Annotated in this window: 17 protein-coding genes; 6 read left to right on the forward strand and 11 right to left on the reverse strand. The window is 68.0% G+C overall.

Annotated elements, in window-relative coordinates:
• Window positions 1–103: 103 nt before the first annotated feature.
• The 3 genes from nrdR to ACFCV3_RS41410 form a co-directional block, all read right to left on the reverse strand.
• Window positions 104–598 (reverse strand): transcriptional regulator NrdR, encoded by a 495-nt coding sequence (nrdR, locus tag ACFCV3_RS41400; protein ID WP_376040683.1) that lies wholly within the window; start codon window positions 596–598, stop codon window positions 104–106.
• Window positions 599–894: 296 nt separating this feature from the next.
• Window positions 895–2,589 (reverse strand): glycoside hydrolase, encoded by a 1,695-nt coding sequence (locus tag ACFCV3_RS41405; protein ID WP_376040686.1) that lies wholly within the window; start codon window positions 2,587–2,589, stop codon window positions 895–897.
• Window positions 2,590–2,621: 32 nt separating this feature from the next.
• Window positions 2,622–4,472 (reverse strand): glycerophosphodiester phosphodiesterase, encoded by a 1,851-nt coding sequence (locus ACFCV3_RS41410; protein ID WP_376040689.1) that lies wholly within the window; start codon window positions 4,470–4,472, stop codon window positions 2,622–2,624.
• Window positions 4,473–4,554: 82 nt separating this feature from the next.
• On the opposite strand from ACFCV3_RS41410, the gene ACFCV3_RS41415 reads away from it, so the two are divergent.
• Window positions 4,555–5,505 carry a nucleoside hydrolase gene (locus ACFCV3_RS41415; protein WP_376040692.1) on the forward strand — a complete coding sequence of 317 codons (951 nt, stop codon included), beginning with the start codon at window positions 4,555–4,557 and terminating at the stop codon, window positions 5,503–5,505.
• Here the strand turns inward: ACFCV3_RS41415 and ACFCV3_RS41420 are convergent.
• On the reverse strand, window positions 5,498–6,049 hold the full coding sequence (locus tag ACFCV3_RS41420) for a TetR family transcriptional regulator (protein ID WP_376040742.1): 552 nt from the start codon (window positions 6,047–6,049) through the stop codon (window positions 5,498–5,500). The two genes, ACFCV3_RS41415 and ACFCV3_RS41420, sit on opposite strands and share 8 nt — an antisense overlap.
• 161 nt (window positions 6,050–6,210) lie before the next feature.
• Between ACFCV3_RS41420 and ACFCV3_RS41425 the strand changes: the two genes are divergently transcribed.
• Complete coding sequence (locus tag ACFCV3_RS41425; protein WP_376040694.1) at window positions 6,211–6,804, forward strand: GNAT family N-acetyltransferase; 594 nt, start codon at window positions 6,211–6,213, stop codon at window positions 6,802–6,804.
• Here ACFCV3_RS41425 and ACFCV3_RS41430 read toward each other — a convergent pair.
• Window positions 6,764–7,312, reverse strand: coding sequence for a LysM peptidoglycan-binding domain-containing protein (locus tag ACFCV3_RS41430; protein WP_376040697.1), 549 nt, complete (start codon window positions 7,310–7,312; stop codon window positions 6,764–6,766). The two genes, ACFCV3_RS41425 and ACFCV3_RS41430, sit on opposite strands and share 41 nt — an antisense overlap.
• A gap of 324 nt (window positions 7,313–7,636) precedes the next feature.
• On the opposite strand from ACFCV3_RS41430, the gene lexA reads away from it, so the two are divergent.
• Both lexA and ACFCV3_RS41440 read left to right on the forward strand, forming a co-directional pair.
• Window positions 7,637–8,410: a transcriptional repressor LexA gene (gene lexA, locus ACFCV3_RS41435; RefSeq protein WP_376040700.1), complete on the forward strand. Its 774-nt coding sequence runs from the start codon at window positions 7,637–7,639 to the stop codon at window positions 8,408–8,410.
• A 49-nt stretch (window positions 8,411–8,459) separates the two neighbouring features.
• On the forward strand, window positions 8,460–8,969 hold the full coding sequence (locus tag ACFCV3_RS41440; RefSeq protein ID WP_376040703.1) for a glutathione peroxidase: 510 nt from the start codon (window positions 8,460–8,462) through the stop codon (window positions 8,967–8,969).
• A 144-nt stretch (window positions 8,970–9,113) separates the two neighbouring features.
• Here the strand turns inward: ACFCV3_RS41440 and ligD are convergent, their stop codons facing one another.
• From ligD to secD, 3 genes are read right to left on the reverse strand one after another with little or no spacing between them, the layout of a single operon-like run.
• Entirely contained in the window at window positions 9,114–10,091 is a 978-nt protein-coding gene (gene ligD / locus ACFCV3_RS41445) for a non-homologous end-joining DNA ligase (RefSeq protein WP_376040706.1), read from the reverse strand.
• The gene (locus tag ACFCV3_RS41450) at window positions 10,088–12,085 is read right to left on the reverse strand and encodes an ATP-dependent DNA helicase (RefSeq protein WP_376040708.1); all 1,998 of its coding nucleotides are present in this window, start codon (window positions 12,083–12,085) and stop codon (window positions 10,088–10,090) included. Before ACFCV3_RS41450 ends, ligD begins: the two co-directional genes overlap by 4 nt.
• A 55-nt stretch (window positions 12,086–12,140) precedes the next feature.
• Window positions 12,141–14,441, reverse strand: coding sequence for a protein translocase subunit SecD (gene secD, locus ACFCV3_RS41455; RefSeq protein WP_376040709.1), 2,301 nt, complete (start codon window positions 14,439–14,441; stop codon window positions 12,141–12,143).
• Between the two features lie 330 nt (window positions 14,442–14,771).
• On the opposite strand from secD, the gene ACFCV3_RS41460 reads away from it, so the two are divergent.
• Window positions 14,772–15,944 carry a S8 family peptidase gene (locus ACFCV3_RS41460; protein ID WP_376040711.1) on the forward strand — a complete coding sequence of 391 codons (1,173 nt, stop codon included), beginning with the start codon at window positions 14,772–14,774 and terminating at the stop codon, window positions 15,942–15,944.
• Between the two features lie 36 nt (window positions 15,945–15,980).
• Here the strand turns inward: ACFCV3_RS41460 and ACFCV3_RS41465 are convergent, their stop codons facing one another.
• Window positions 15,981–16,616: a response regulator transcription factor gene (locus ACFCV3_RS41465; RefSeq protein ID WP_132406479.1), complete on the reverse strand. Its 636-nt coding sequence runs from the start codon at window positions 16,614–16,616 to the stop codon at window positions 15,981–15,983.
• Window positions 16,613–17,734 (reverse strand): MacS family sensor histidine kinase, encoded by a 1,122-nt coding sequence (macS, locus tag ACFCV3_RS41470; RefSeq protein ID WP_376040715.1) that lies wholly within the window; start codon window positions 17,732–17,734, stop codon window positions 16,613–16,615. The genes ACFCV3_RS41465 and macS overlap by 4 nt, the downstream gene beginning before the upstream one ends.
• 228 nt (window positions 17,735–17,962) lie before the next feature.
• On the opposite strand from macS, the gene ACFCV3_RS41475 reads away from it, so the two are divergent.
• Window positions 17,963–20,332, forward strand: coding sequence for an immune inhibitor A domain-containing protein (locus ACFCV3_RS41475; RefSeq protein ID WP_376040718.1), 2,370 nt, complete (start codon window positions 17,963–17,965; stop codon window positions 20,330–20,332).
• Window positions 20,333–20,398: 66 nt separating this feature from the next.
• On the opposite strand, the gene hflX is transcribed toward ACFCV3_RS41475, so the two are convergent.
• The gene (hflX, locus tag ACFCV3_RS41480) at window positions 20,399–21,901 is read right to left on the reverse strand and encodes a GTPase HflX (RefSeq protein WP_376040721.1); all 1,503 of its coding nucleotides are present in this window, start codon (window positions 21,899–21,901) and stop codon (window positions 20,399–20,401) included.
• Window positions 21,902–21,905: the final 4 nt, after the last annotated feature.

The raw sequence follows: 21,905 nt of genomic DNA on the forward strand, positions 1-21,905 counted from the left end.
TCCTCGCAATTAGCCCTGCCGCGGCCTGCCCGGGACCGCCCCGTTTGGTACTGCGCCGACGCCGTACCGGCCGTTGGTGTCACTCGTACTGCGAATCCCCGATTTATGTCTGTTGGGTCGGCCGCAGCGGCGGCGGTTCGGTGCCCTCGGGCTCCTTCTCCGCGCGCAGCAGGGCGATCTCGGTCTCGAAATCGTCCGCCGACTCGAACTGCCGGTACACACTGGCGAACCGTAGGTAGGCGACCTCGTCCAGCTCCCGCAGCGGCCCGAGGATGGCCAGGCCGACCTCGTGCGCGGGAACCTCCGGCGTGCCGCTCGCCTTCAGGGCGTCCTCGACCTTCTGGCCCAGCCGGGCCAGCGCGTCCACGTCCACCGGCCGGCCCTTGCAGGCCTTGCCGACGCCGTTGATGACCTTCTCCCGGCTGAACGGCTCGGTGGCGCCGGAGCGCTTCACGACCGTCAATTGCATCTGCTCGACGGTCGTGAACCGCTTCTCGCACACCGGGCACTGACGCCGGCGGCGGATCGCTCCGCCGTCCTCGGCCACCCGGCTGTCGACCACCCGGGAGTCCACGTGCCTGCAGTAGGGACAGTGCATGGTGAACCTCTCCTCCCGGGTGCGACCACCCCCTGCCTGGGGACGGTTCTGTGGATCAGCTGGGGATAACCTGTGCATGACCTGTGAGTAACCAACCACTACCTGTGGATGACTTACAGGCTTGTAACTACTACATCTAGGGATGCTACGTCCGGCCTCCGACACTTTGCAAGAACGGCCGAATCTCGCGCGCGTCTCCCTGTTACAACACCCACGCGGGCGGATGTACTCCCGCGTGGCGCCGTCACGGTGGCCCTTTCGAGGAGCAGAATCCGCCCGCCCGGGCCGATCGGGGCTCAGCCTGCGAGCGGCCTCAGCACGACCAGACTCAGCGCCGGCAGCGGCAACTCGAGCGTCAGTGACAGCCCGTCGATCGCGGTCACCTTGGCATCATCGGCGTACCGTTCCAGCCCTTGCCGGTCCGTGATGGTGGCGAGTTGCTCCGGCGTCGGGTCCTGCGGCGAGCCGACCGCCTGCCAGACCGTGTGGCTGTTGCTGTGATCCCGATCGATCCGCCAGTGCTCGACCGTCCACCGACCGGTCAGCCCGGGGAACTCGAGCCCGACCTCGGTCGGAGCGGAGTCCTCGGCGTACTGGTCGTCCGCGTGCCGCCAGACGAGCACAGCGAGGCTGCCGTCGGACGAACTGCAGCTGGCGATCGCGTCGACCTCCTCCGGGAAGCCATTGCCCAGCGCGCCCAGATCGACCGGTACGGCGGCCGTCGACCGCACCCCCAGCCGCCGGTCCCGAAGCTGGGCGAGCGCCCGGTACCCGTTCATCAGCGGCTTCTCGATCCCCGCCGCGGTGACGAAGCTGCGAGTGCCCTCGAAGTACCGCTCGCCTTCCATCGAGAAGCTCCAGGTGGTCGCTTCCCGCACCTTCGCGACGTGCACGCTGTTCAGATCCAGCACCTTCTTCATCAGTTTGGCCTGGAACACCGGGTAGTACTCGTTGTTGCGGTAGGCGAAGTTCGCGTTGTCGTAGATCCCCCAGTGCGCGGGCACGGAGGCGTCACACTCGTCGACGATGGCAGGCAGCGAGGCGAAAGCCGGGAACTCCTCCATCACAGCGAGCATCCGATCGATCTCACGGAGCATCTTCGTCATCGACGGCGACTGCCGGACCGGAGCCGGTGCGCCGATCGGGCCGTACGTTCGCCACGGTGAGAACGCCGACCCCTTGGTGTGGAACGAGACGAAGTCCAGCGGCAGATCGCGCTCGGAGCACGCAGTCAGGAACCCGCGCAGGAAGGTCACACCATTGTCGCCGCCCGTCACCGCCGGCCCGCCGACCCTGCCCTCGGGAAGCACACTGCGGATCGCCGCAGCCGTGACGGCGTACAGGTCGTGGAACTGTTCGGGAGTGCCGCGCCAGTAGAAGATGTCCGGCTCGTTCCACAGTTCCCACAGCCACTGCGAGACCTCGCTCGCGCCGTACCGGTCCAGGCAGTGCTGGGCCAGCGCGGCGACCAGGCCGCCCCACTTGTCGTAGTCCTTCGGCGGATAGGACCACCATCCGGCTTCGTACTCGCTGTACTGCGTGGGGCTGCTCTCGAACGGGAACTCGGCTTTGGCGTGGTCCGGCACCAGAGCCCGCGGGGTGAAGGCGAGCTCCACCAGCGGATGGTGGCCGGCGGCAACGATCGTGTCGTACGTCTGGTCGGCGATGGTGAAGTCGTAGAACGGGTTGCCGTCGGCATCCTCGTGGTAGACGTTGCCGCTGCCCCAGTGCGGCAGGCCGAGTCCGGTCCCACTGTTGAACACATAGTGGGGCCGGACGTGGTACGGCGTCTCGGCGAAGCCGCCGATCGTCTCGAGCGTACGGCGGCCCTGAGCGGTGTACGTCCAGTTGATCTCGTCGTACCCGAGGCTCGCCCAGGGCCTCTCGAGAAGACCCCGGTCGTCGTTCACCGCCACGGTCACCACGGCCCGCCGTACGTGCGGGGCGTCCGGATCGGAGGGCGTATAGGGCACATCGGTCTCGATGGTCATCCCCAACATTTACACCGATGTAGAGACCGTGACTACCGCAGCGCGTCGGCCTCCGCGACGATCTGCTGCAGCCGTACGGCGCTCAATCCAGTCGAGCCCGCCGACGCCGCGTACCTGGCCAGTACGGCGTACTGGCCCTGACCGAGCAACGTGGTCATCGTCGAAACGGCAGCCGGGCGCGCGCCCGAGGTCAGGACCAAATGGGCGAGACCGCTCCGCGAGGCGACGATCTCGAAGGTGGACACGGTGGTCGTGGCGCCGATCTGCGCCTTGATCTCGTGGGTTCCAGCGGCGAGCGTGGTCGTGTCGATGGCCGTGCCGTTCTCGACCGGGCGGCCGTCGAGGGTGATGGTCGCCGGCTCGCTCAGGTTCGACGAGACCGCGAGCGTGGGCTGCTGGGCGCGATCGAGCTTGGCTCCGGCCGCGGGGCTCACGATCGCCAGCCGCGACTCCGCCCGCTGCAGGAAGGCGGCATTCCAGCCGGCCAGCTCCGCCGGACGGTTGGTGATGATGCCGTCGACGCCCGCCTTCTCCAGCGCGTTCCAGCGGGCCGCGTCGTCGACGGTCCACACGTTCACCGCGACTCCGGCAGCATGCAGTTCCGCGATGGCGGCGGGGCGGGCCGACAGCGCCGCGTCGGACGGGTTGTACGCCGACAGGTCGAGATCCTTCGCGATCGCGACCGGGTCCGGATCGAGCGTGCTGCGGAGCAGCCCGAGCGGCAGTTCCGGCGCGAGCTCGCGCACCCAGCGCAGGTGCTGCGGCTCGAAACTCTGCACGAACACCCGGCTGCTCATCCCCCGGCCGCGTACGTCGGACACGATCCGCGCGACCGAGTCTCGCGTATGGGCGCCCTTGACCTCCAGCAACAGGTTGCCGCCGCGAGTCTTGAGGCCGTCGAGCTGCTGCCCGAGCGTCGGAACCCGCTGCCCCGCGAAGGCCGGAGCGAACCACGAACCCGCATCCAGAGCAGCAACCTGGGCCGCCGTCAGCGATCTGACCGCACCGGTACCGTCGGTGGTCCGGTCGACCGTGGCGTCATGCAGGATCACCGGTACGCCGTCCTTCGTCGGCTGTACGTCGTTCTCGATCCATTCGGCGCGCGCCCGCCGGGCAACCTCGTCCGAGGCCGCGGTGTTCTCCGGCGCGGCCGATGAAGCACCCCGGTGCGCCCAGACCCGCAGTGGGTCACCGGGCTTGCGGATGAACGACTCCTTGGCCAGCGGAGTCACCTTCAGATCGTCGAAGGACACGGTCGCGCCGTTGACGAGCAGACCTTGTACGCCGGCCGCCGTACGGTTCACGGCCGTGCTGCGCAGCGACTCGCGCCCGTCGACGAACCAGGTGGCGCGCGAGCCGCGGACCTCGACAGCTACCGCGACCTCCTTGCCGATGCCGACCTGCAGCGGCGCGGCGGCGGTGTCGGTGACATTCCAGGTGTTCGACGGCGTGCGCTGGGCGAACTCGAGCCCGTTGGTCGCGGTGGAGCCGTTCCGAAGCGTCGCGATGGACCACGGCACGGCTCCGCTCGGCGCGAGATCGAGGCCGAACGCGACCCAGCGGCCGGCATCGACGGCCGACTCGAAGCGCAGGTGACTCTCGATCCGGAAATCGGTCAGCGGCGCACCGAACGTGATCCGGCTGAGCTGACTGGAGGCGGTCGACGTGCCGACGAGGCGGCCGTTCTGCACCTTCCAGGTGCCTTCCACCGCCTTCCAGCCGGTGGGCAAGGTGGTGCCGTCGAAGGTCTCGTTGACGGTCGGAGTCTCGGCCGACGGTCCGGCGACGGCTGTGTCGGGCGGGCTCGTGATCAGGGCGGTGACAGTGATTCCAGCGGCCAGGGCGGCCAGCACTGCACGAGGGCGGCGTGACGTGAGCTTCATGGGGACCAACCGTAGGAAAGTCACGCGTACTACGCCACAGCTAGTGATGAATTGACGACGAACGATGGGTGAGGATAGCCGCATGAAACCGGTCATCCTCGACGTCGACACCGGGCTGGACGACGCCTGCGCCTTGCTCCTGGCCGCGCGCCATCCCGACCTCGAACTGCGAGCCGTGACGTGCGTCGGCGGGAACGTCGGCCTGGACGACGTCGTGGTCAACACGCTGACAGTCCTCGAGGCAGCCGGGCGGACCGACGTACCGGTCGGACGTGGCGCGGCATTGCCGCTGCTGCAGCCGATGCGGGCTGCGCCACACGTGCACGGGGTGGACGGGCTCGGTGACCTCGACTGGCCGCGATCCACCCGCGAGCCGAGTCCGGCCTCGGCGATCGAGCTCCTGCGCGAGGTCCTGCTGGACGCGGCCGCCAAGGACGACCCGGTGACGCTGATCCCGCTCGCGCCGATGACGAACATCGCGTTGCTGCTGCGCACTTATCCCGAGGCCGCGGCCGGGTTGCGGGAGATCGTGTTCATGGGCGGCGCTGCCGGGATCGGCAATGCGACCGCCTCGGCCGAGTTCAACATCTGGACCGACCCGGAGGCCGCTGCGATTGCGCTCGCGGCCGCCGGAGAGCTCGCCGTACCGGTGACGATGTATGGGCTGGATGTGTTCTACGACGTGGTGGTGACGCTCGATCAGGCCTCAAAGCTGGGTGGATCTGCGCCAGCCGACCTGGCGCGCAAGCTGATCGAGAAGCGCAGTGAGTTGTACGGCGCCGCCGGGGCGACCATCGGCGACGGCGGCGCGGTCTGTGCGGTCATCGATCCGGACGGGCTCACCACACAGCGATTCCCACTCCGGGTGGAGCTGGCCGGGAGCTGGTCGCGCGGGCGGACGATCGTCGACACCCGGGACTGGTCGACCGACCTGACCAGCGATCCGTACGGCGTCTCGCCGACCGTGGTCGACGTGGCGACAGCCGTGGACGCTTCGCGGTACGCCGAGCTGTGGCTGGCCGCGGTCAGGTAGTCAGCTCGACAAGCCGGGCTCTGAGCCCGGCCAGGAACAGGTCCAGCCCGTCGGTGAACAGGTCGGTGGTGACTGTCGATTCGGCAACCACGGCGGCCAGGCTCCAGCGGGCGGTCACCTCGAAGAGATGGCGCGCCTCCGGTTCGGGGACGCCGAGCCGGACGAGCGATTCGATCTGCACCCGGACCAGGAGAGCCCGGGAGCCGGCACCTTGATCCCGATCCGGCGTCACCTTTGCCTGCATCAGCGCCGCCAAACCGGGATGGTCGGCGTAGAACGCACGGAATTCCAGCGAGCCGATTCTCGTGAGCGCGATCCATTCGTCGATACTGCGGAGCTCCTCGTACGCCGCTTCGTCCGACGCGAACTCGTCGAATGCGTTGCGCGCGACCAGGTCGAGGAGTTCCGCCTTGTTCTGCACGTGGTGATAGAGCGTGGGAGCTCGCACCCCCAGTCGCTCGGCCACCCCACGCATGGTGAGCCCCTCGACGCCCACATCCCGGATCACGGCAAGCGCGGCGTCGGCGATCGCCGCGACCGTGATCCCGGCTGCGGCATGGGAGGAGGGGGCGCGGGGCGCACTGCCGCGGGCTGGTTTGCCGGGGACAGGATCTGCGGGCTTGGGCACGGGAACCTCATTGTGGGGTTCGATGGGACGGGCTACTGTCTAACGGTGTTAGACAGACTACTCGTGAGGACGGCGTCGTGACCGGATTGCACCCGACCTATCCACTGCGGACCGAGCGGCTGGACCTGCGAGCGCATCGCCGGGACGACCTCGACGACCTGCTCGCGTTCCACTCGAATCCCGACATCGTGCGGTACGTCCCGTGGCCGGTGCGGGATCGGGAGCAGACCCGGGTGGCGCTGGAAACCAAGCTCACGCAGGACCGGCTGACCGAGGAAGGTCAGTGGCTGGTGCTGGCGATCGAACTGCGGGAGACCGGGACCGTGATCGGCGAGGTGCTGCTGAAATGGGCGAGCGAGGCGAACCGGCAGGGTGAGATCGGCTATGCCCTGCATGCCGATTACCACGGCAAGGGTTACGCCTCGGAGGCGGCGCGAGAGATGCTGCGGCTCGGCTTCGAGGAGCTCGGGCTGCATCGGATCGTCGCCGTACTCGACGATCGCAATGCTGCGTCGGCGCAGCTACTCGAGCGGCTCGGGATGCGCCGGGAGGCCCATCACCTGCAGGCCTTGTGGTTCAAAGGTGAGTGGGGAAACCACTACGTCTACGCCCTACTCAAGGACGAATGGCTCAGCGGGCGATCGGGATCTGCAGCGTCTGACCAGGGGTGAGGTCGGCCGGGCCGGACAACTGGTTCAGCTCGGCGATCTTCTCGATGACGAGAGCCGGGTCCTGCTCCGGATTCGTCTCCTGGGCGATCGACCACAAACTCTGGCCGGGCGCCACCTGCACCGGGACCGTACTGCTGAAGTCGGGCCCGGGGTCGAGGACACCGGCGATCCGCAGACCGAGCACCGCGATGGCGGAACCGAAGACCAGCACCGACACGAACGAGACCAGCATCCGGCCGCGCCGGGTCAGGCGCAGCGACGGGGCCTCCAGCTCGCGCGCCTGCCGCGCCTGCTGTCTGCGAGCGACCTGCCGCAGCGCGGCCGGATCGGCGACGTGGCGGCCGAGGACCTCACCGGCACAACCGCGGACCGGGAGCGGCTCGGTGGTGCTGCCGGGGATCCGGCGGCGTCGCGGAACCCCCTGGGGAGCGGGCGCAACCTCGGGTGCCAGCCGGCCGGGCAGTACATCGCCGGGTAGGGCGGCCGCTGCGAGTTCCGCTGTGCTCATCAGATCCTCCAGACCACGTTGTTCGCTGTGTTTCCCTGTCTACCGGCCGCCGCCGACAGTTTCTGCGGAGCGACCAGCCGAACACCTGTTCGATCGAACGTCTGCACGAATGATTAACCCATCACCCCTGCGGATGCAACTACTTCCAACAGCGACACGCCAGCGAAATTCCCGCCTATAACCCGACACACGAACAAACGTGCGAACCGACACGCCTTCGAACAGATGTTTGAAGAATCTCAGGATTCGGTCTACCGTCATCTCAGTCGAGCAACCTTGGCCGGTGTGTTTTTCCGCCGGCCCGACCCGAGGAGCGGATCACCGATGCCCAGGACGCCGAGCGGTTCCAGCAAGAACGAGGACCGCGCCGCGGACGCCGCGGACCGGACCGTGAGCGAGCTGCCCGACGGGCCGGCCGACGCGACCGGGCTGACCCCGCGGCAGCGCCGGGTGCTGGACGTGATCAAGGACTCGGTGGACAGCCGCGGCTACCCGCCCTCGATGCGCGAGATCGGCGAGCGGGTCGGGCTGACCAGCTCGTCGTCGGTGTCGCACCAGCTGCGGGTGCTCGAGCAGAAGGGCCTGCTGCGCCGCGACCCGAACCGGCCGCGGGCCATCGAGGTCCGCTACCCCGGCGAGGTCGACGCGGCGGCCCGGCGCAGTGCGCTCGGCTCGGTGCGTCAGACGGCGTACGACGAGACCGGGGCCGGCGACGCGCACCCGGACGCGGTGTACGTGCCCGTGGTCGGGCAGATCGCCGCCGGTAACCCGATCCTCGCCGACCAGCAGGTCGAAGAGGTCTTCCCGTTGCCCAAGGCAATGGTCGGCGAGGGCACGCTGTTCATGCTGAAGGTCAAGGGTGAGTCGATGATCGACATCGCCATCTGCGACGGCGACTGGGTGGTCGTCCGGCAGGAGCAGACCGCGGAGAACGGTGACATCGTCGCTGCCATGATCGACGGCGAGGCGACCGTGAAGACGTTCAAGAAGACCAAGTCCGAGATCTGGCTGCTGCCGCACAACCCGGCGTTCGAACCGATCGACGGCAAGGACGCGGTCATCCTCGGAAAGGTCGTAACAGTTCTGCGGCGAGTCTGACATCTCAGACGGCGAGCGAAGACGGGCGGGTCGTGTCAGCATTGTTCTCATGACGACTGTCTACGACTTCAGCGCGCGCCGGATCGAAGGCAATGAACAGTCTCTTGCCGATTTCCGCGACCAGGTGCTCCTGGTGGTGAACACGGCCTCGCAGTGCTCCCAGACCCCGCAGTACGCGGGATTGCAGAAGCTCTACAAGACCTACCGTCGGCAGGGCTTCTCGGTGCTGGGCTTCCCCTGCGACCAGTTCAACCACCAGGAGCCAGGTGACGAGAACGAGATCGCGAACTTCTGCTCGACGATCTACCACGTCACGTTCCCGATGTTCGCCAAGATCGACGTGAACGGATCGCGGACGATTCCCTTGTACAACTGGCTGAAACGCGAGCAGGGCGGTCTGCTCGGCGGCCGGGTCAAGTGGAACTTCACCAAGTTCCTGATCGGCCGCGACGGCGGGGTGATCGCGCGCTACGCGCCGACCAACACCCCGGAGAAATTGGCCGACAAGATCGAGGCAGCACTGGCGATGCCGGCCACCTCGCGGGAAGCGAACGACTGATCCAGCAGCACCCCGCCCGGCGATCGATGCCGAGCGCAACTACTTCGCGGCACTTCGCCTGCAACACCTGAACAGCGGGCGTCGCACTGCAGCGCAAATCCGACCGTATTCCGGACGTTTGTCTCAGCAATCGGCGTGCCGCGCTCAGGACACCAGCAGTACATCACCCGGATCGATGTCGAGACGGAGCCCGCGCCAGACCGGATGACGCAGCCGGCCGTCAGCCGCCCAGCCGGAAAAGGTGACTTCGGCGACGAGAACCGGGTCCAGCCAGTGCGCCCGACGGCGGTCGGGACCGGGAATCGTGGCCGGATCGAAGGCCGGCCGGTCGATCTCCAGACCGGCCAGCTCCGCCCCCAGCATGTCGAGCGTCGCGAAGTCGAGCCCCGAACCGACCTTGCCGATCAGCAGCAGCTCGCCATCAGGTTCGGCGTACGCGGCGATGTAGAAGGAACCGATCTTGCCCTCGCGGTTCCCCTCCCCCGGATGCCATCCGCAGAGGATGACGTCGCGGGTCTGCACCGGCTTCACCTTGATCCAGTCCGAACTCCGCCGGCCAGGCAGGTAACGGGAACGACGGCGTTTCGCCACCACCCCTTCGAGCCCCGTCGACACTGCCAGCTCGAGCGCTTCGTCACCATCGGCGAACGCGGCGGGCGTCTCGTAGAACGGATCCCCGAGCTCGAGCGACTCGAGCAACCCCCGCCGATCGTCGTACGTTGCCTCAAGCAACCACTGACCGTCGAAACGGAGCACGTCGAACAGGCGCACCGAGACCGGCACCTCGGTGATCAGATGGCGCAACTGCCGGGGATCCCGCACATGCATCCGTCGTTGCAGCAGACCGAACGACGGCGCACCGTGCTCGTCCAGCGTGACGATCTCTCCGTCCAGTACGGCGGGCAGTCGCAAACCGGGCGCTTCGGCCAGCCCGATCAGCTCGGGGTACCCAGCGGAGACGTCACGGCTGTTCCGCGACCACAACCGGCAGACACCGTCGTCGACCTCGACGACGACACGGATACCGTCCCACTTCAGCTCGTACGACCAGTCGGCCCCGGACGGCATCTCCCCCAGCGCAGCCATCATCGGCAGCACCGGAGGACCGCCCGACGGGCTCATACCGTCTGGAGTCTCTTCAAGGCAGCGAGCACCTTCTCACGATCCGCCGTCGGCCACATCGGAGGCAAGGAGGCGCGCAGGAATCCGCCGTACCGCTGGGTGACGATCCTGGGGTCGAGGATCGCGACCACGCCACGATCGGAGCTACGGCGGATCAGCCGACCGGTGCCCTGGGCAAGTAACAGCGCGGCGTGAGTCGCGGCGACGGCCATGAAACCGTTGCCCCCGGCCTCATCCACCGCGCGCTGCCGGGCCGCCATCAGCGGCTCGTCGGGGCGCGGGAACGGGACGCGGTCGATGATGACCAGGTTGCAGGTCGAGCCCGGTACGTCGATGCCCTGCCACAGCGACAGTGTCCCGAACAGGGACGTCTCCGGGTTGTCGACGAACTCCTTGGCCAGCTCACCCAGCTGCGCATCGCCCTGACAGAGGATCGTCAGGTCGGTCGCCTCACGAACGGCGGCGGTCGCGGCCTCGGCCGCCCGGCGCGACGAGAACAGCCCGAGCGTGCGACCACCGGCGGCGGTGATCAGGTCGATGATCTCGTCGAACTGCTTCTGCCCGAGCCCGTCACGATGCGGCGGCGGGAGGTGCTTGGCGACGTACAGAATGCCTTGTTTCTCGTACTCGAACGGGGAACCGACGTCGAGGCCGCGCCACGGCAGCGGACCCGTCTCCGAGCTGTCGTCGAGCTCGGGCATCTCGTCGTCGTCCGCGAGCTTGTCGGCCGGTCGCAGGCCGACCTGGCGAGCGATCGAGTCGAAGTCGCCGCCGAGGGTCAGAGTGGCCGAGGTGAGCACGGCGGTGCGGTCCTTGAGGACGAGCTCGCGCAGCAGGCCGGCGACGGTGAGCGGCGCGATCCGCAATTCGCGGCCGAAGCGCTCGCGGTCGACCATCCAGACGACGTCCAGATCGTTCAGCGCGGCGACCCGCTCGGCGACGTCGAAGATCTCCTTCACCGCCCCCTTGGCCTGCCGCTTCGCGCCGTCCGGGTCGTCGTCCTTGTCGTCGGACTTCTTGTTCAGGTCCGAGTACAGCCCGCGAGCGGCGTCGCGAACCAGCCCGGCCGCCTCCAGGACGGGTGCGTTGGACGGCTCGATCCGGCCCTCGCGGGTGCCGTCGAGCGCTGCCCGTAGTGCGTCGGAGGCGTCGATCAGATCGTCGGCCTTGTCGTCGTCCACAAAGCGTCGCGACCGCTTGGCGGCCCGCTCGACCATCTGCGGCGAGAGCTCGTCACCGGCGGCCCCGGTGACGCGAGCCGGTAGCTCGTGGGCCTCGTCGACGATGATCACGTCGTGCTCGGGGAGAACGGTGCGGTTCTCGAAGGCGTCGATGGACAGCAGCGCGTGGTTCGTGATGACGATGTCCGCCTTGCGGGCCTGCTCCTTCGCCTTCTCCGCGAAACACTCGTCGCCGTACGGGCACTTCTGCGCGCCGAGGCACTCCCGCGCCGCGATCGCCACCTGCTGCCACGCCTGGTACTGATGCGAGGGCGCATGGTCGCGGTCGCCGGCCGCACCGTCGAGCAGCTGCTGCTCGGCCCAGTCCCGTAGCTCCAGCACCTGCTGCCCGATCGGCCCCGCCGGCGGGACGTCGATCAGCATGCCGTCCTCGTCCGGCGCGCCCTCGCGGATCCGGTGCAGGCAGGCGTAGTTGTTGCGGCCCTTCTGAATCGCGTACGACGGTCTGCGCGGCAGGAGCTTCTCGGTCGCGTCGAGCAGCGCCGGTACATCGCGATCCACGAGCTGCGACTGCAGCGCGAGAGTCGCGGTGGACACGACCACCCGGCGGTCCTCGATCGCGTGCAGCAGCGCGGGAACGAGGTAGCCGAGCGACTTACCCGTGCCCGTGCCGGCTTGGACGAGTAGGTGCGAGCCGTCATGCATGGAGGTGTTGACGGCCTCGGCCATCTCCACCTGTCCAGGTCTGGTCTGTCCGGCGATCCCGGAGACAGCGGCTTCGAGCAATTCGCGTACGTCTACACCCACCGCCACACCCTAGCCCGCGCGACGGACAGAAACCGCCGCGCGGACCAGGCCTGTGGATAACTCAGACGACGGCGCCGCGGTCCGGGGCCTGGTCACGGTCGACCTGGGTGCGCTTCGGGCGCGGCGGCGGGGCCGGGTAGCGGCGTTCGAGCTCGAGGAGCAGTGGTGCGGCGGTCAGGTTCGACGAGTAGGTGCCGACCAGGATGCCGAGCAGCAGCGCGAGCGAGAAGTCGCCGAGTGAGTCGCCACCCAGGACCAGCAGCGCGGACAGGATGAACAGCGTCGAGATCCCGGTGTTGACCGTTCGCGGCAGCACGTTGACGATCGCCGTGTCGATGACCGGGCCGAGGTTCTCGGTGGCGCGGGCGCTCCGGGTCTCGCGGATCCGGTCGAAGACGACGACCGAGTCGTTCACCGTGTAGCCGATGATGGTCAGGATCGCGGCCAGGAAGATGCCGTCGACCGGCTTGCCGGTCCAGGCGAAGACGCCGACCACGACGGCGACGTTCTGCACCAGGGCCAGGACTGCGCCCGCACCGAAGGTCCAGCGGAAACGGGCCGCCAGGTAGGCCAGCTGGGCGAGCAAGGCGATCCCGAGGGCGATCAGGCCCTTGTTCCGCAGCTCTTCACCGAGCGACGGACCGATGCTCTCGTTGCGGACCAGCTCGGCGGTGCCGCCGATCTGGCCGATCGACTCGCGGACCTTCTCCGCCTCGTCGTCCGAGATCGTGCCGGTCCGCACGGTGATGTTGTCGTTGTCGGTCGCCTGCACGATGGCGGTCGGATAGCCCGCTTCGGCCACCGCGGCGCGTGCCTGGTCCGGCGTGATCGGCTGTGCCGTGCTGACCTCCAGCAACCGGCCACCGGTGAACTCGATCCCGAGGTTGAGACCCCGTACGACGACGCCGGCGACTCCGAGGGCGATCACGACGACGCTGATCAGCAACCACCGGCGGCTGTGACTCATCAGGGCCGGCCGACGGGTCTCCAGCCAGGTCCGTACTCGGCCGTGGCCGTCGATCCCGCTGAGGCCGGGGTGCCGCAGGACGAACTTCCGCGACACGAAGAACTCGGCCAGCACCCGGGTGACCACCAGCGCGGACAGCAGCGACGCCAGCACACCGATGCTCAGCGTGACGCCGAAGCCCTTCACCGGACCGGCAGCGAGGAAGAACAGCAGGCCGGCCGCGAGCAGGGTGGTGATGTTGGAGTCCGCGATCGCCGACAACGCGTTCCGGAAGCCGCTGCGCAGCGAACGACGCAGGCCGTCGGTCCGGCCGGAGATGTAATCTTCCCGGGCTCTCTCGAAGACAAGGACGTTCGCATCGACCGCCATCCCGATGGCGAGCACGAAGCCGGCCAGGCCGGGCAGGGTCAGCGTGGCGCCGAGCACGGTCAGCGCGGCGTACGACATGCCGGCGTACCCGATCAGGCCGAACACGGCCATCAGGCCGACCAGCCGGTACACGAAGATGATGAAGATCGCGGTCAGCGCGAGGCCGATGATCGCGGCCTCGGCACTCGCCTGGATGGCGTCCTTGCCCAGCGACGGGCCGACCGAGCGCTGGTCGATGATCTCGACTGGGACCGGCAGCGAGCCGCCCTCGATCAGCGCCGCCAGGTCCTTGGCCTCGGCCTCGGTGAAGGAGCCGCTGATCGTGCTCTGGCCGCCGGGGATCCCGGTACCGCAGAGCTGGTTGCCGCCGTTCGGGTCGACCTGCGGGGCGCTGATCACCTCGTTGTCGAGGACGATCGCGATCATCCGCTTGGGGGTGTTCACCGGCTCACAGGCGGCCTTGCCGGTGATGTTCGCCCAGATCTTGCCGCCGTCGCCCTTGAACTTCATCTGGACGAACCAGCCCTGGCCCGGCTGGGCCGGGTCGATCATCCCGTCGGCGCCGCTGACGAGCTGACCGGTCATCGCCGGCTTCGCGAGCTGAAGCACTCCGGCACCGGTGTCCGCGGGCAGCCAGATCTCGCCCTTGCCGGTCTTGGCCGGCTTCTGCTCGACCTGGTTCAGGACCTCGTGGAAGGTCAGCTGGGCGGTCTTGCCGACCACCTTCGCGGCCTCGCGCGGGTCCTGCAGACCGGGCAGCTCGACGATGATCCGGTTCTCGCCCTGGCGGGTCACGTTCGGCTCGGCCAGACCGAGGGCGTCGACGCGCCGGTGCAGCACCTGGGTCACATTGTCGGTGACCTCCTTGTTGACCTTCACCTCCGGCGTGTCCTTCGCCTCCAGCACGATCTGCGTACCACCCCGCAGATCGAGGCCGAGCTCGGGCTTCGCGGTCAGGACGACGTACGTCGACAGCGCGAGGACGACGAACGCGAGCAACGCGCGAACGATGGACGACCGGTTCACTACATCCTCCGGAGATGGGCACCCGCCGTACGGGTGTCGTGACAGAGAGCAGCCACGGCTGGCGTGGCGCACAGTGTACGGAGTGGGATCAAGGCCCGATAAAGGGTTTTGCCGGAACACTCTCACAAGCGACGACGTCGCGACTACCTGGTTCAAGCAAACGCGCGATCGCGGCAGCGCTGTGCCATGGCATCAGCACACCCCTGAACTGATTGACGCCTCAGGTGAGCACCGCCTAACTTCTGCTCCACCCCGGTCCGTGGTCGACTCCGGACCGACGGTGATCACCCCTCCGCCCCGGTGGGTGATGAGAGTTCCTGAGGAGGAACCGTGCGTCGTACCGTCTCGCTGATTCTCGCCGTGGGCCTGGCCCCGGCCCTCGCCCTCACCACCGCCGGTGCCGCCGGCGCCGCACCCGGCCCGGACCGGATCATCGTCCAGCAGGCCAAGGCCGAGCCCGGTGTCTCGGCCATCGAGGACACCTACATCGTCGAGCTGAAGAAGGGGATGAAGCTGAAGGCCGGCCTGGGCATCACGCCGCAGCGCCAGTTCAGCACCGCCGTCAACGGCTTCAGCGCCAAGCTCACCGCCGCTCAGCTGAGCGCATTGCAGAAGAACCCCGATGTCGTCGCGATCTCACAGGACGTGTGGATCGAGAACGCGCTCGACGCGACCCAGACCAACCCGCCCTCGTGGGGCATCGACCGGATCGACCAGCGCAACCTGCCGCTGTCGAACTCCTTCACCTACACCCGCACCGGCCAGGGGGTGCACGCCTACATCATCGACAGCGGTATCACCCCGTCGCACCCGAACTTCGGCGGCCGCGCCACGTTCGACTTCAACGGCATCGACAGCAACAACACCGACTGCAACGGCCACGGCACCCACGTCGCCGGCACGATCGGATCCACGTCGTACGGCGTGGCGAAGACCGTCCGGCTGCACGGCGTCAAGTGGCTGAACTGCAGTGGCGGCGGTACGGCGTCCTCCGCGATCGCGGCCGTGGACTGGGTGACCCGGAACGCCGTGAAGCCCGCCGTGGCCAACGCTTCGTGGAACTTCAGCGCCAACACCACGCTGGAGAACTCGCTGCGCGCCATGATCAACTCCGGCGTCTTCCTGGCCGCCTCGGCCGGGAACACCGGTGGGAACTCCTGTGACCGCCTGCCGCGCAAGATCGAGACCGCACTGGTCGTCGCGTCGTCCGAGCGGACCGACGCACGGTCGTCGTTCTCGAGCACCGGAGCGTGCGTCGACATCTACGCGCCGGGCGGGTCGATCGTCTCCACGCTGCGTACCGGCGGGAGCGGCTCGATGAGCGGGACCTCGATGGCGTCGCCGCACGTCGCCGGTGTCGCGGCGCTCTACCTGCAGACCAGCCCCTCGGCGACGCCGGCCACGGTGAAGTCGTACATCGAGGCCAACGCGACGCCGAACGTCGTCAGCGGTGGTGGCACCGGCGGTACGGTCAACCGCCTGCTCTTCACGAACGGCCTGTAGTTCGAACGGTTAGACAGCGGGCGACGCCCCCGGGGACTACTCGGGGGCGTCGATCCCGTGCTCGATCGCGTAGCGGACCAGCTCGGCGCGGTTGTGCAGCTGCAGCTTCCGCAGCGTGTTCTGCACGTGGTTCTCCACCGTGCGATGGGACAGCACCAGACGGGTCGCGATCTGGCGGGCAGTCAGCCCGCGTGCGACCAGCCGGAGTACTTCGGTCTCCCGCTCAGTCAGCTGCGGCACTTCGGGACCAGCCCCCAGCCGCCGGTACTCCCCCAGCAGCAGTCCGGCCAGTCCGGCGCTGAAAACCGCGTCCCCCTCGGCAGTACGCCGTACTGCGTCGTCGAACTCGTCCAGTGATGCCGACTTCACCAGATAGCCCGACGCACCGTTCTTCACCGCAGCCAGTACGTCGTCCTGTTCCGCGCTGGCCGACAGGACGAGCACACGGGTATCGGGGAGGGCCGCGGTGATCTCCCGCGTCGCGTCGACCCCGGAACCGTCGCCCAGCTGCAGGTCCATCACCACGACATCCGGCCGGGTCGCCAGTGCGATCTTCACCGCACTCGCAACGTCCTGCGCGGTCGCACAGACGTCGTACCCGCGACTCCCGAGGTCACGCGCCACACCTTCGCGCCACATCGGATGGTCGTCGACGATCATGACTCTGGTCATCGGTTCACCTTCAGTTCCCACTCGGTTCCTTCGCCTGGTGCGGTACGGACGGTGGCGGTACCACCGAGGTCGGTGATGCGGCCGCGGATGGACTGGCTCACTCCGAGGTGTCCGTCGACGCGGGCCTGTTCCAGCTGGGCGGGCGTCGTACCGATCCCATCGTCGCGGATCGACACCAGGACGGCGTCGTCGAGGTCCTCGACCACCACCCAGGTGCGGGCGTCGCCGCCGGCGTGCTTGTCCACGTTGCTGAGCGCCTCTTTGACTGCGGCGACCAGCTCACGGGCTACAGCGGCTGGCAGCAGCACAGGTCCCGCCGGCACCACCACGTCGATCCTGGTGGTGGCCAACGGCAACAACTGATTGCACAGGTCGGTCCGGTCGCCGTCTGCTGTCACCGGGCGGGCGGCCATCAGGGTACGCAGGGCAACCTCTTGTTCGGCGGCCATCCGCGCCAGCTCGACGGCCTCGCCACCGATGGCATGACCGCGGCGCTGCACCTGAGCCAGCACCTGCAGGACACCGTCGTGGATGGACCGGCTGAGTCGCAACCGCTCGGCAGTCGCGCTCTCTGTGGCGATGGCCTCCCGCAGCCGGTCTCCAGCCCGCCTCATCGTAGAGGCGGCGTACCCGACGACCAGTCCGGCGACGAGCAGCAGCTGGACGTTACTGAGCACCTTTGACGCGTTGTCGACACCTCGGAGCGACAGCAACGCCAGACTGATGGTGGCGGCGGCCAGCAGACCGCCGTCGCGGCCGCGTGAGATCGCGAGTGCCAGCACCGGCCCGGCCGCCCAGACCGAGGTCAGCACCGACGCACCGCCCCTGATGTCGATGAGCGGCTGGGCGAACAGCGTGGCGTACATGCAGCCCGCGGTGACGACCAGGTCCGCGAAGGCGAGCCGGGTGTTCCGCCGTCCCCAGCGCCGGCTGTAGCCGAACGAGGAGATGAGCGTCCAGACCGCCATGATCGCCAGCTGCAGTACGGCGCCGGACGGCCTGGCGATGTCCTCCCAGCGGGTCCAGACGCCGAGACACGCGAACCCGAAGGTGATCACCCGGAACACGACCAGGGCACGCCACAGCGGCTGCAAGAGGTCTGCCTGGTCGCGCTCCACCGCCACAGTCTGTCAACACTCCGGCCCGCTGCGACCGAGGCGTCGTACTCGGCCGGTTGAGTAATACCACTCATGGTGCAGGTTTCCCCGCGCCTTTCCCGAATTTTCCGCCATCTGCTTCCGGAGACGCGTGATTTCCCCGTACTCTCCGGCAGAACACGCTCGGGGGAGCTACGAACACGCCGCGTCACCACACGCGGCCGAGTCGACAATGCATGGAGGGGAATCGTGCGCAAGCTACCCGCTGGGCTGTTCAGCCTGGCCCTGGCGGCCACCGCCGGGATCGGATGGGCGCAGGCCGGCAATGCCGCCTCGCCGGCCACCGACACTTCGGGACCGGTCGCCAGTGAGATCGCACCCGAGCCGGACGAGATGCCCAACCCGCGCGAGGAGAAGCGCCGAGACCTGCGGCAGGAGGCACTGACCAAGGTTCTGAGCGGCAAGGCGAAGCCGGAGCTGCGCAACGGCAGCAAGGTCGTCAAGCTCGGCACCAAGGCCGCCGGCGCCAAGGGCATCAGGAACAAGGCCGGCAAGGTCGACCAGTACGTCGAGCTGAGCCGCGAGAAGAGCGACAAGATCTTCGTCGTACTGGCCGAGTTCGGCAACGAGCGGCACCCGGACTTCCCCGACGTCGACACCTCGCCGAACTTCCCCGGCCCGACGACCTGGGACGGCCCGCTGCACAACGCGATCCCGGAGCCGGACCGCTCGGTCGACAACAGCACCGTCTGGCGGTCCGACTACAGCAAGCAGTACTTCCAGGACCTGTACTTCGGCAACGGCAACTCGGTCAAGAAGTACTACGAGAAGCAGTCGTCCGGCCGGTACACCGTCGACGGCACCGTCACCGACTGGGTGAAGGTGAAGTACAACGAGGCCCGCTACGGCCGGTCCAACGGCAAGCCCTGCCTGCAGAACAACTGCAACAACGTCTGGGCGCTGATCAAGGACTCGGTCAACCAGTGGGTGGCCGACCAGAAGGCCAAGGGCCGCACCACCGAGCAGATCAAGGCCGACCTGAAGTCGTTCGACGTCTGGGACCGCTACGACTTCGACGGTGACGGCAACTTCAACGAGCCCGACGGCTACATCGACCACTTCCAGATCGTGCACGCCGGCGGCGACCAGGCCGACGGTGACCCGTGGCAGGGCGAGGACGCCGTGTGGTCGCACCGCTGGTCGGTGCAGTACCCCGGCGGCCCGGCGACCAACCCGGCCGGCGGATCGCAGATCGGTGACACCGGCCTGTGGGTCTCCGACTACACCATCCAGCCGGAGAACGGTGGGCTCAGCGTCTTCGCGCACGAGTTCGGCCACGACCTCGGTCTGCCGGACCACTACGACACTTCCGGCCCGGCGATCGAGAACAGCGTCAACTGGTGGACGATCATGGCGCAGAGCCGGGTCAGCAAGGCCACCGACGGCGGCATCGGCGAGCAGGCGGCCGACTTCGGCGCGTGGGACAAGCTGCAGCTGGGCTGGCTGGACTACGAGATCGTGGCCGCCGGTCAGAACCGGACGCTCGAGCTCGGACCGCACGAGTACAACTCCAAGAAGGCCCAAGGCCTGGTCGTGACGCTGCCGAAGAAGTCGGTGACCCACGAGCTGGTGGCTCCGGCCGCCGGTACGAAGTCGTGGTGGAGTGGTCAGGGCAACCAGTTCACGCACACCATGAACCGCCAGGTCACCCTGCCTGCCGGCGCTGCGGCGAGCCTCACCTTCCAGGCCAACTGGGCGATCGAGGACTGTGGCAACGTCGCGTGCGACTACGCGTACGTCGAGGTGAACGACGGCACCGGCTACAAGCCGATCGCCGGCAGCATCACCAACGCGGCCGAAGGCAACGGCATCGACGGCAAGAGCAACGGCTGGGTCCCGGCGACCTTCGACCTGTCGGCGTACGCCGGTAAGACGGTCGGGCTGCAGTTCCGCTACACCACGGACCCGGCGGCGGCCGAGCTGGGCTTCTTCGCCGACGAGATCAAGGTGACCTCGGGCGCCACCACCGTGCTCGGCTCCGGTGCCGAGACCACGCCGGACGGCTGGTCGCTGAACGGCTTCAGCACGGTCGGAGCGTCGTACACGAGTCAGCACGACAACTACTACCTCGCGTCGCACATCAACTACGTCGGCTACGACCAGCACCTGAAGACCGGCCCGTACAACTTCGGCTTCGCGAACACGGCGCCGGACAAGGTCGAGCACTTCCCGTACCAGGACGGTCTGCTGCTCTGGTACTGGGACACCTCGCAGGACGACAACAACACCAACGAGCACCCCGGTGAGGGTCTGGTGCTGCCGGTCGACAGCCACCCGGTCCCGATCAACCGCCTCGACGGCCAGCTCTGGCGGCCGCGGGTCGGCGGGTACGACGCTCCGTTCGGTCTGGAGAAGGCAGACTCCTTCTCCCTGCACCTCAACGGCAACGCCAGCTACATCCGCGGCCAGGACGGCGTCCGGACGTTCAACGACTCCAAGCCGTACTGGTTCGCCGAGCAGCCGATGGCTGGTGTCAAGGTGCCGAACAACGGCGTCAACATCAAGGTCGTCTCACGCACCGGCACGACCATCAAGGTCGAGGTCTCCAAGCGCAAGTAGCTACCTGACCTGACGAACGGACAACCCCCCGAGGATCATCCTCGGGGGGTTGTTTCGTGTAACCGGTCAGGCGACCGCGTACGGCGTCAGGTCGCCGGCCAGGGCCGGGTGAACCCGGGCGGTGACCCGGGTGCCGTCAGCGGTGTGCTCGAGCTGCTCTACGGAACCCTCCGAGTGGATCCGGGAGACCAGGTCCCCGCGGTCGTAGGGCAGCAGCAGGTCGAGCGAGATGAGCGGCTGCGGGAGTGCACCCTCAAGGAACTCGCGGAGCTTGTCGATGCCTTCGCCGGTGCGGGCGGAGACGACAATGGCACGGGGCTCACGAGCCAGGATCGGGGCCAGCGCCATGGCGTCGACGGCATCGGACTTGTTGATCACGATGATCTCGGGGACGTCGAGGGCGTTGATCTCGCCCAGGACCTCACGGACCGCGTGGATCTGCGACAGCGGATCCGGGTGCGAACCGTCGACCACGTGCAGCAGCAGGTCCGCGTCCGCGACCTCCTCCAGCGTCGAGCGGAACGCCTCGACGATGTCGTGCGGCAGGTGCCGGACGAAACCGACCGTGTCGGTCAGGGTGTAGACGCGGCCGTCGGCCGTCGTGGTCCGCCGGGTGGTCGGGTCCAGGGTCGCGAACAGCGCGTCCTCGACCAGTACGCCGGCGCCCGTGATCCGGTTGAGCAGCGAGGACTTGCCCGCGTTGGTGTACCCCGCGATTGCGACCGAGGGGACCAGGTTGCGGCGACGCTCCTGGCGCATGGTCGAGCGGGTGCTCTTCATGTCCTTGAGCATCCGGCGCAGCTTGGAGATCTTGGTGTTGATCCGGCGCCGGTCGGTCTCGATCTTGGTTTCACCGGGACCACGGCCACCGATACCGCCACCGGCCGCACCGACGCGGCCACCGGCCTGGCGGGACAGGTTGCCACCCCAACCACGCAGGCGCTGCTTCATGTACTGCAGCTGGGCCAGCTCGACCTGGGCCTTGCCTTCCTTGCTCTTCGCGTGCTGCGCGAAGATGTCCAGGATCAGCGCGGTCCGGTCGACCACCTTGACCTTGAGCCGGTCCTCCAGGTTGCGCAGCTGCGCAGGGGCCAGCTCACCGTCCGCGATCACCGTGTCCGCGCCCGAGGACGCGACCAGGTTGCGCAGGTCGGACACCTTGCCGGAACCGATGAAGGTCGCCGGGTCCGGCTTCTTGCGGCGCTGGATGACTCCGTCCAGCACCTCCGAACCGGCGGTCTCGGCGAGCAGCTTCAACTCGGCCAGCGAGTTCTCCGCGTCCTCGGCGCTGCCTTCGGTCCAGACGCCGACCAGCAGCACCCGCTCCAGCAACAGCTTGCGGTACTCGACCTCGCTGATATCGGTCAGCTCGGTCGACATCCCGACCACGCGGCGCAGTGCCTGGCGTTCCTCGAGCTCGAGGCCCTCGGTGTTGCCTTCGGTGCTCGACGCGCGGTCGGTCTCGTCGTAGTCGTCGTGACCCGTCAACGAAGCGCCGGAGTCATCGCCCTGCAGGAGGTCGGTTTCGACGTCGGAGGTCTCTTCGTAAAAGTTCGATTGGGTCGTCATATAC

The sequence above is a fragment of the Kribbella sp. NPDC056345 genome, assembly GCF_042262745.1.
Classification (GTDB): domain Bacteria; phylum Actinomycetota; class Actinomycetes; order Propionibacteriales; family Kribbellaceae; genus Kribbella.

Coding starts and splice junctions, on each gene's coding strand:
- nrdR (WP_376040683.1), bottom strand. CDS start 598: ATGCACTGTCCCTACTGCAGGCACGTGGACTCCCGGGTGGTCGACAGC.
- ACFCV3_RS41405 (WP_376040686.1), bottom strand. CDS start 2,589: ATGACCATCGAGACCGATGTGCCCTATACGCCCTCCGATCCGGACGCC.
- ACFCV3_RS41410 (WP_376040689.1), bottom strand. CDS start 4,472: ATGAAGCTCACGTCACGCCGCCCTCGTGCAGTGCTGGCCGCCCTGGCC.
- ACFCV3_RS41415 (WP_376040692.1), top strand. CDS start 4,555: ATGAAACCGGTCATCCTCGACGTCGACACCGGGCTGGACGACGCCTGC.
- ACFCV3_RS41430 (WP_376040697.1), bottom strand. CDS start 7,312: ATGAGCACAGCGGAACTCGCAGCGGCCGCCCTACCCGGCGATGTACTG.
- lexA (WP_376040700.1), top strand. CDS start 7,637: ATGCCCAGGACGCCGAGCGGTTCCAGCAAGAACGAGGACCGCGCCGCG.
- ACFCV3_RS41440 (WP_376040703.1), top strand. CDS start 8,460: ATGACGACTGTCTACGACTTCAGCGCGCGCCGGATCGAAGGCAATGAA.
- ligD (WP_376040706.1), bottom strand. CDS start 10,091: ATGAGCCCGTCGGGCGGTCCTCCGGTGCTGCCGATGATGGCTGCGCTG.
- ACFCV3_RS41465 (WP_132406479.1), bottom strand. CDS start 16,616: ATGACCAGAGTCATGATCGTCGACGACCATCCGATGTGGCGCGAAGGT.
- hflX (WP_376040721.1), bottom strand. CDS start 21,901: ATGACGACCCAATCGAACTTTTACGAAGAGACCTCCGACGTCGAAACC.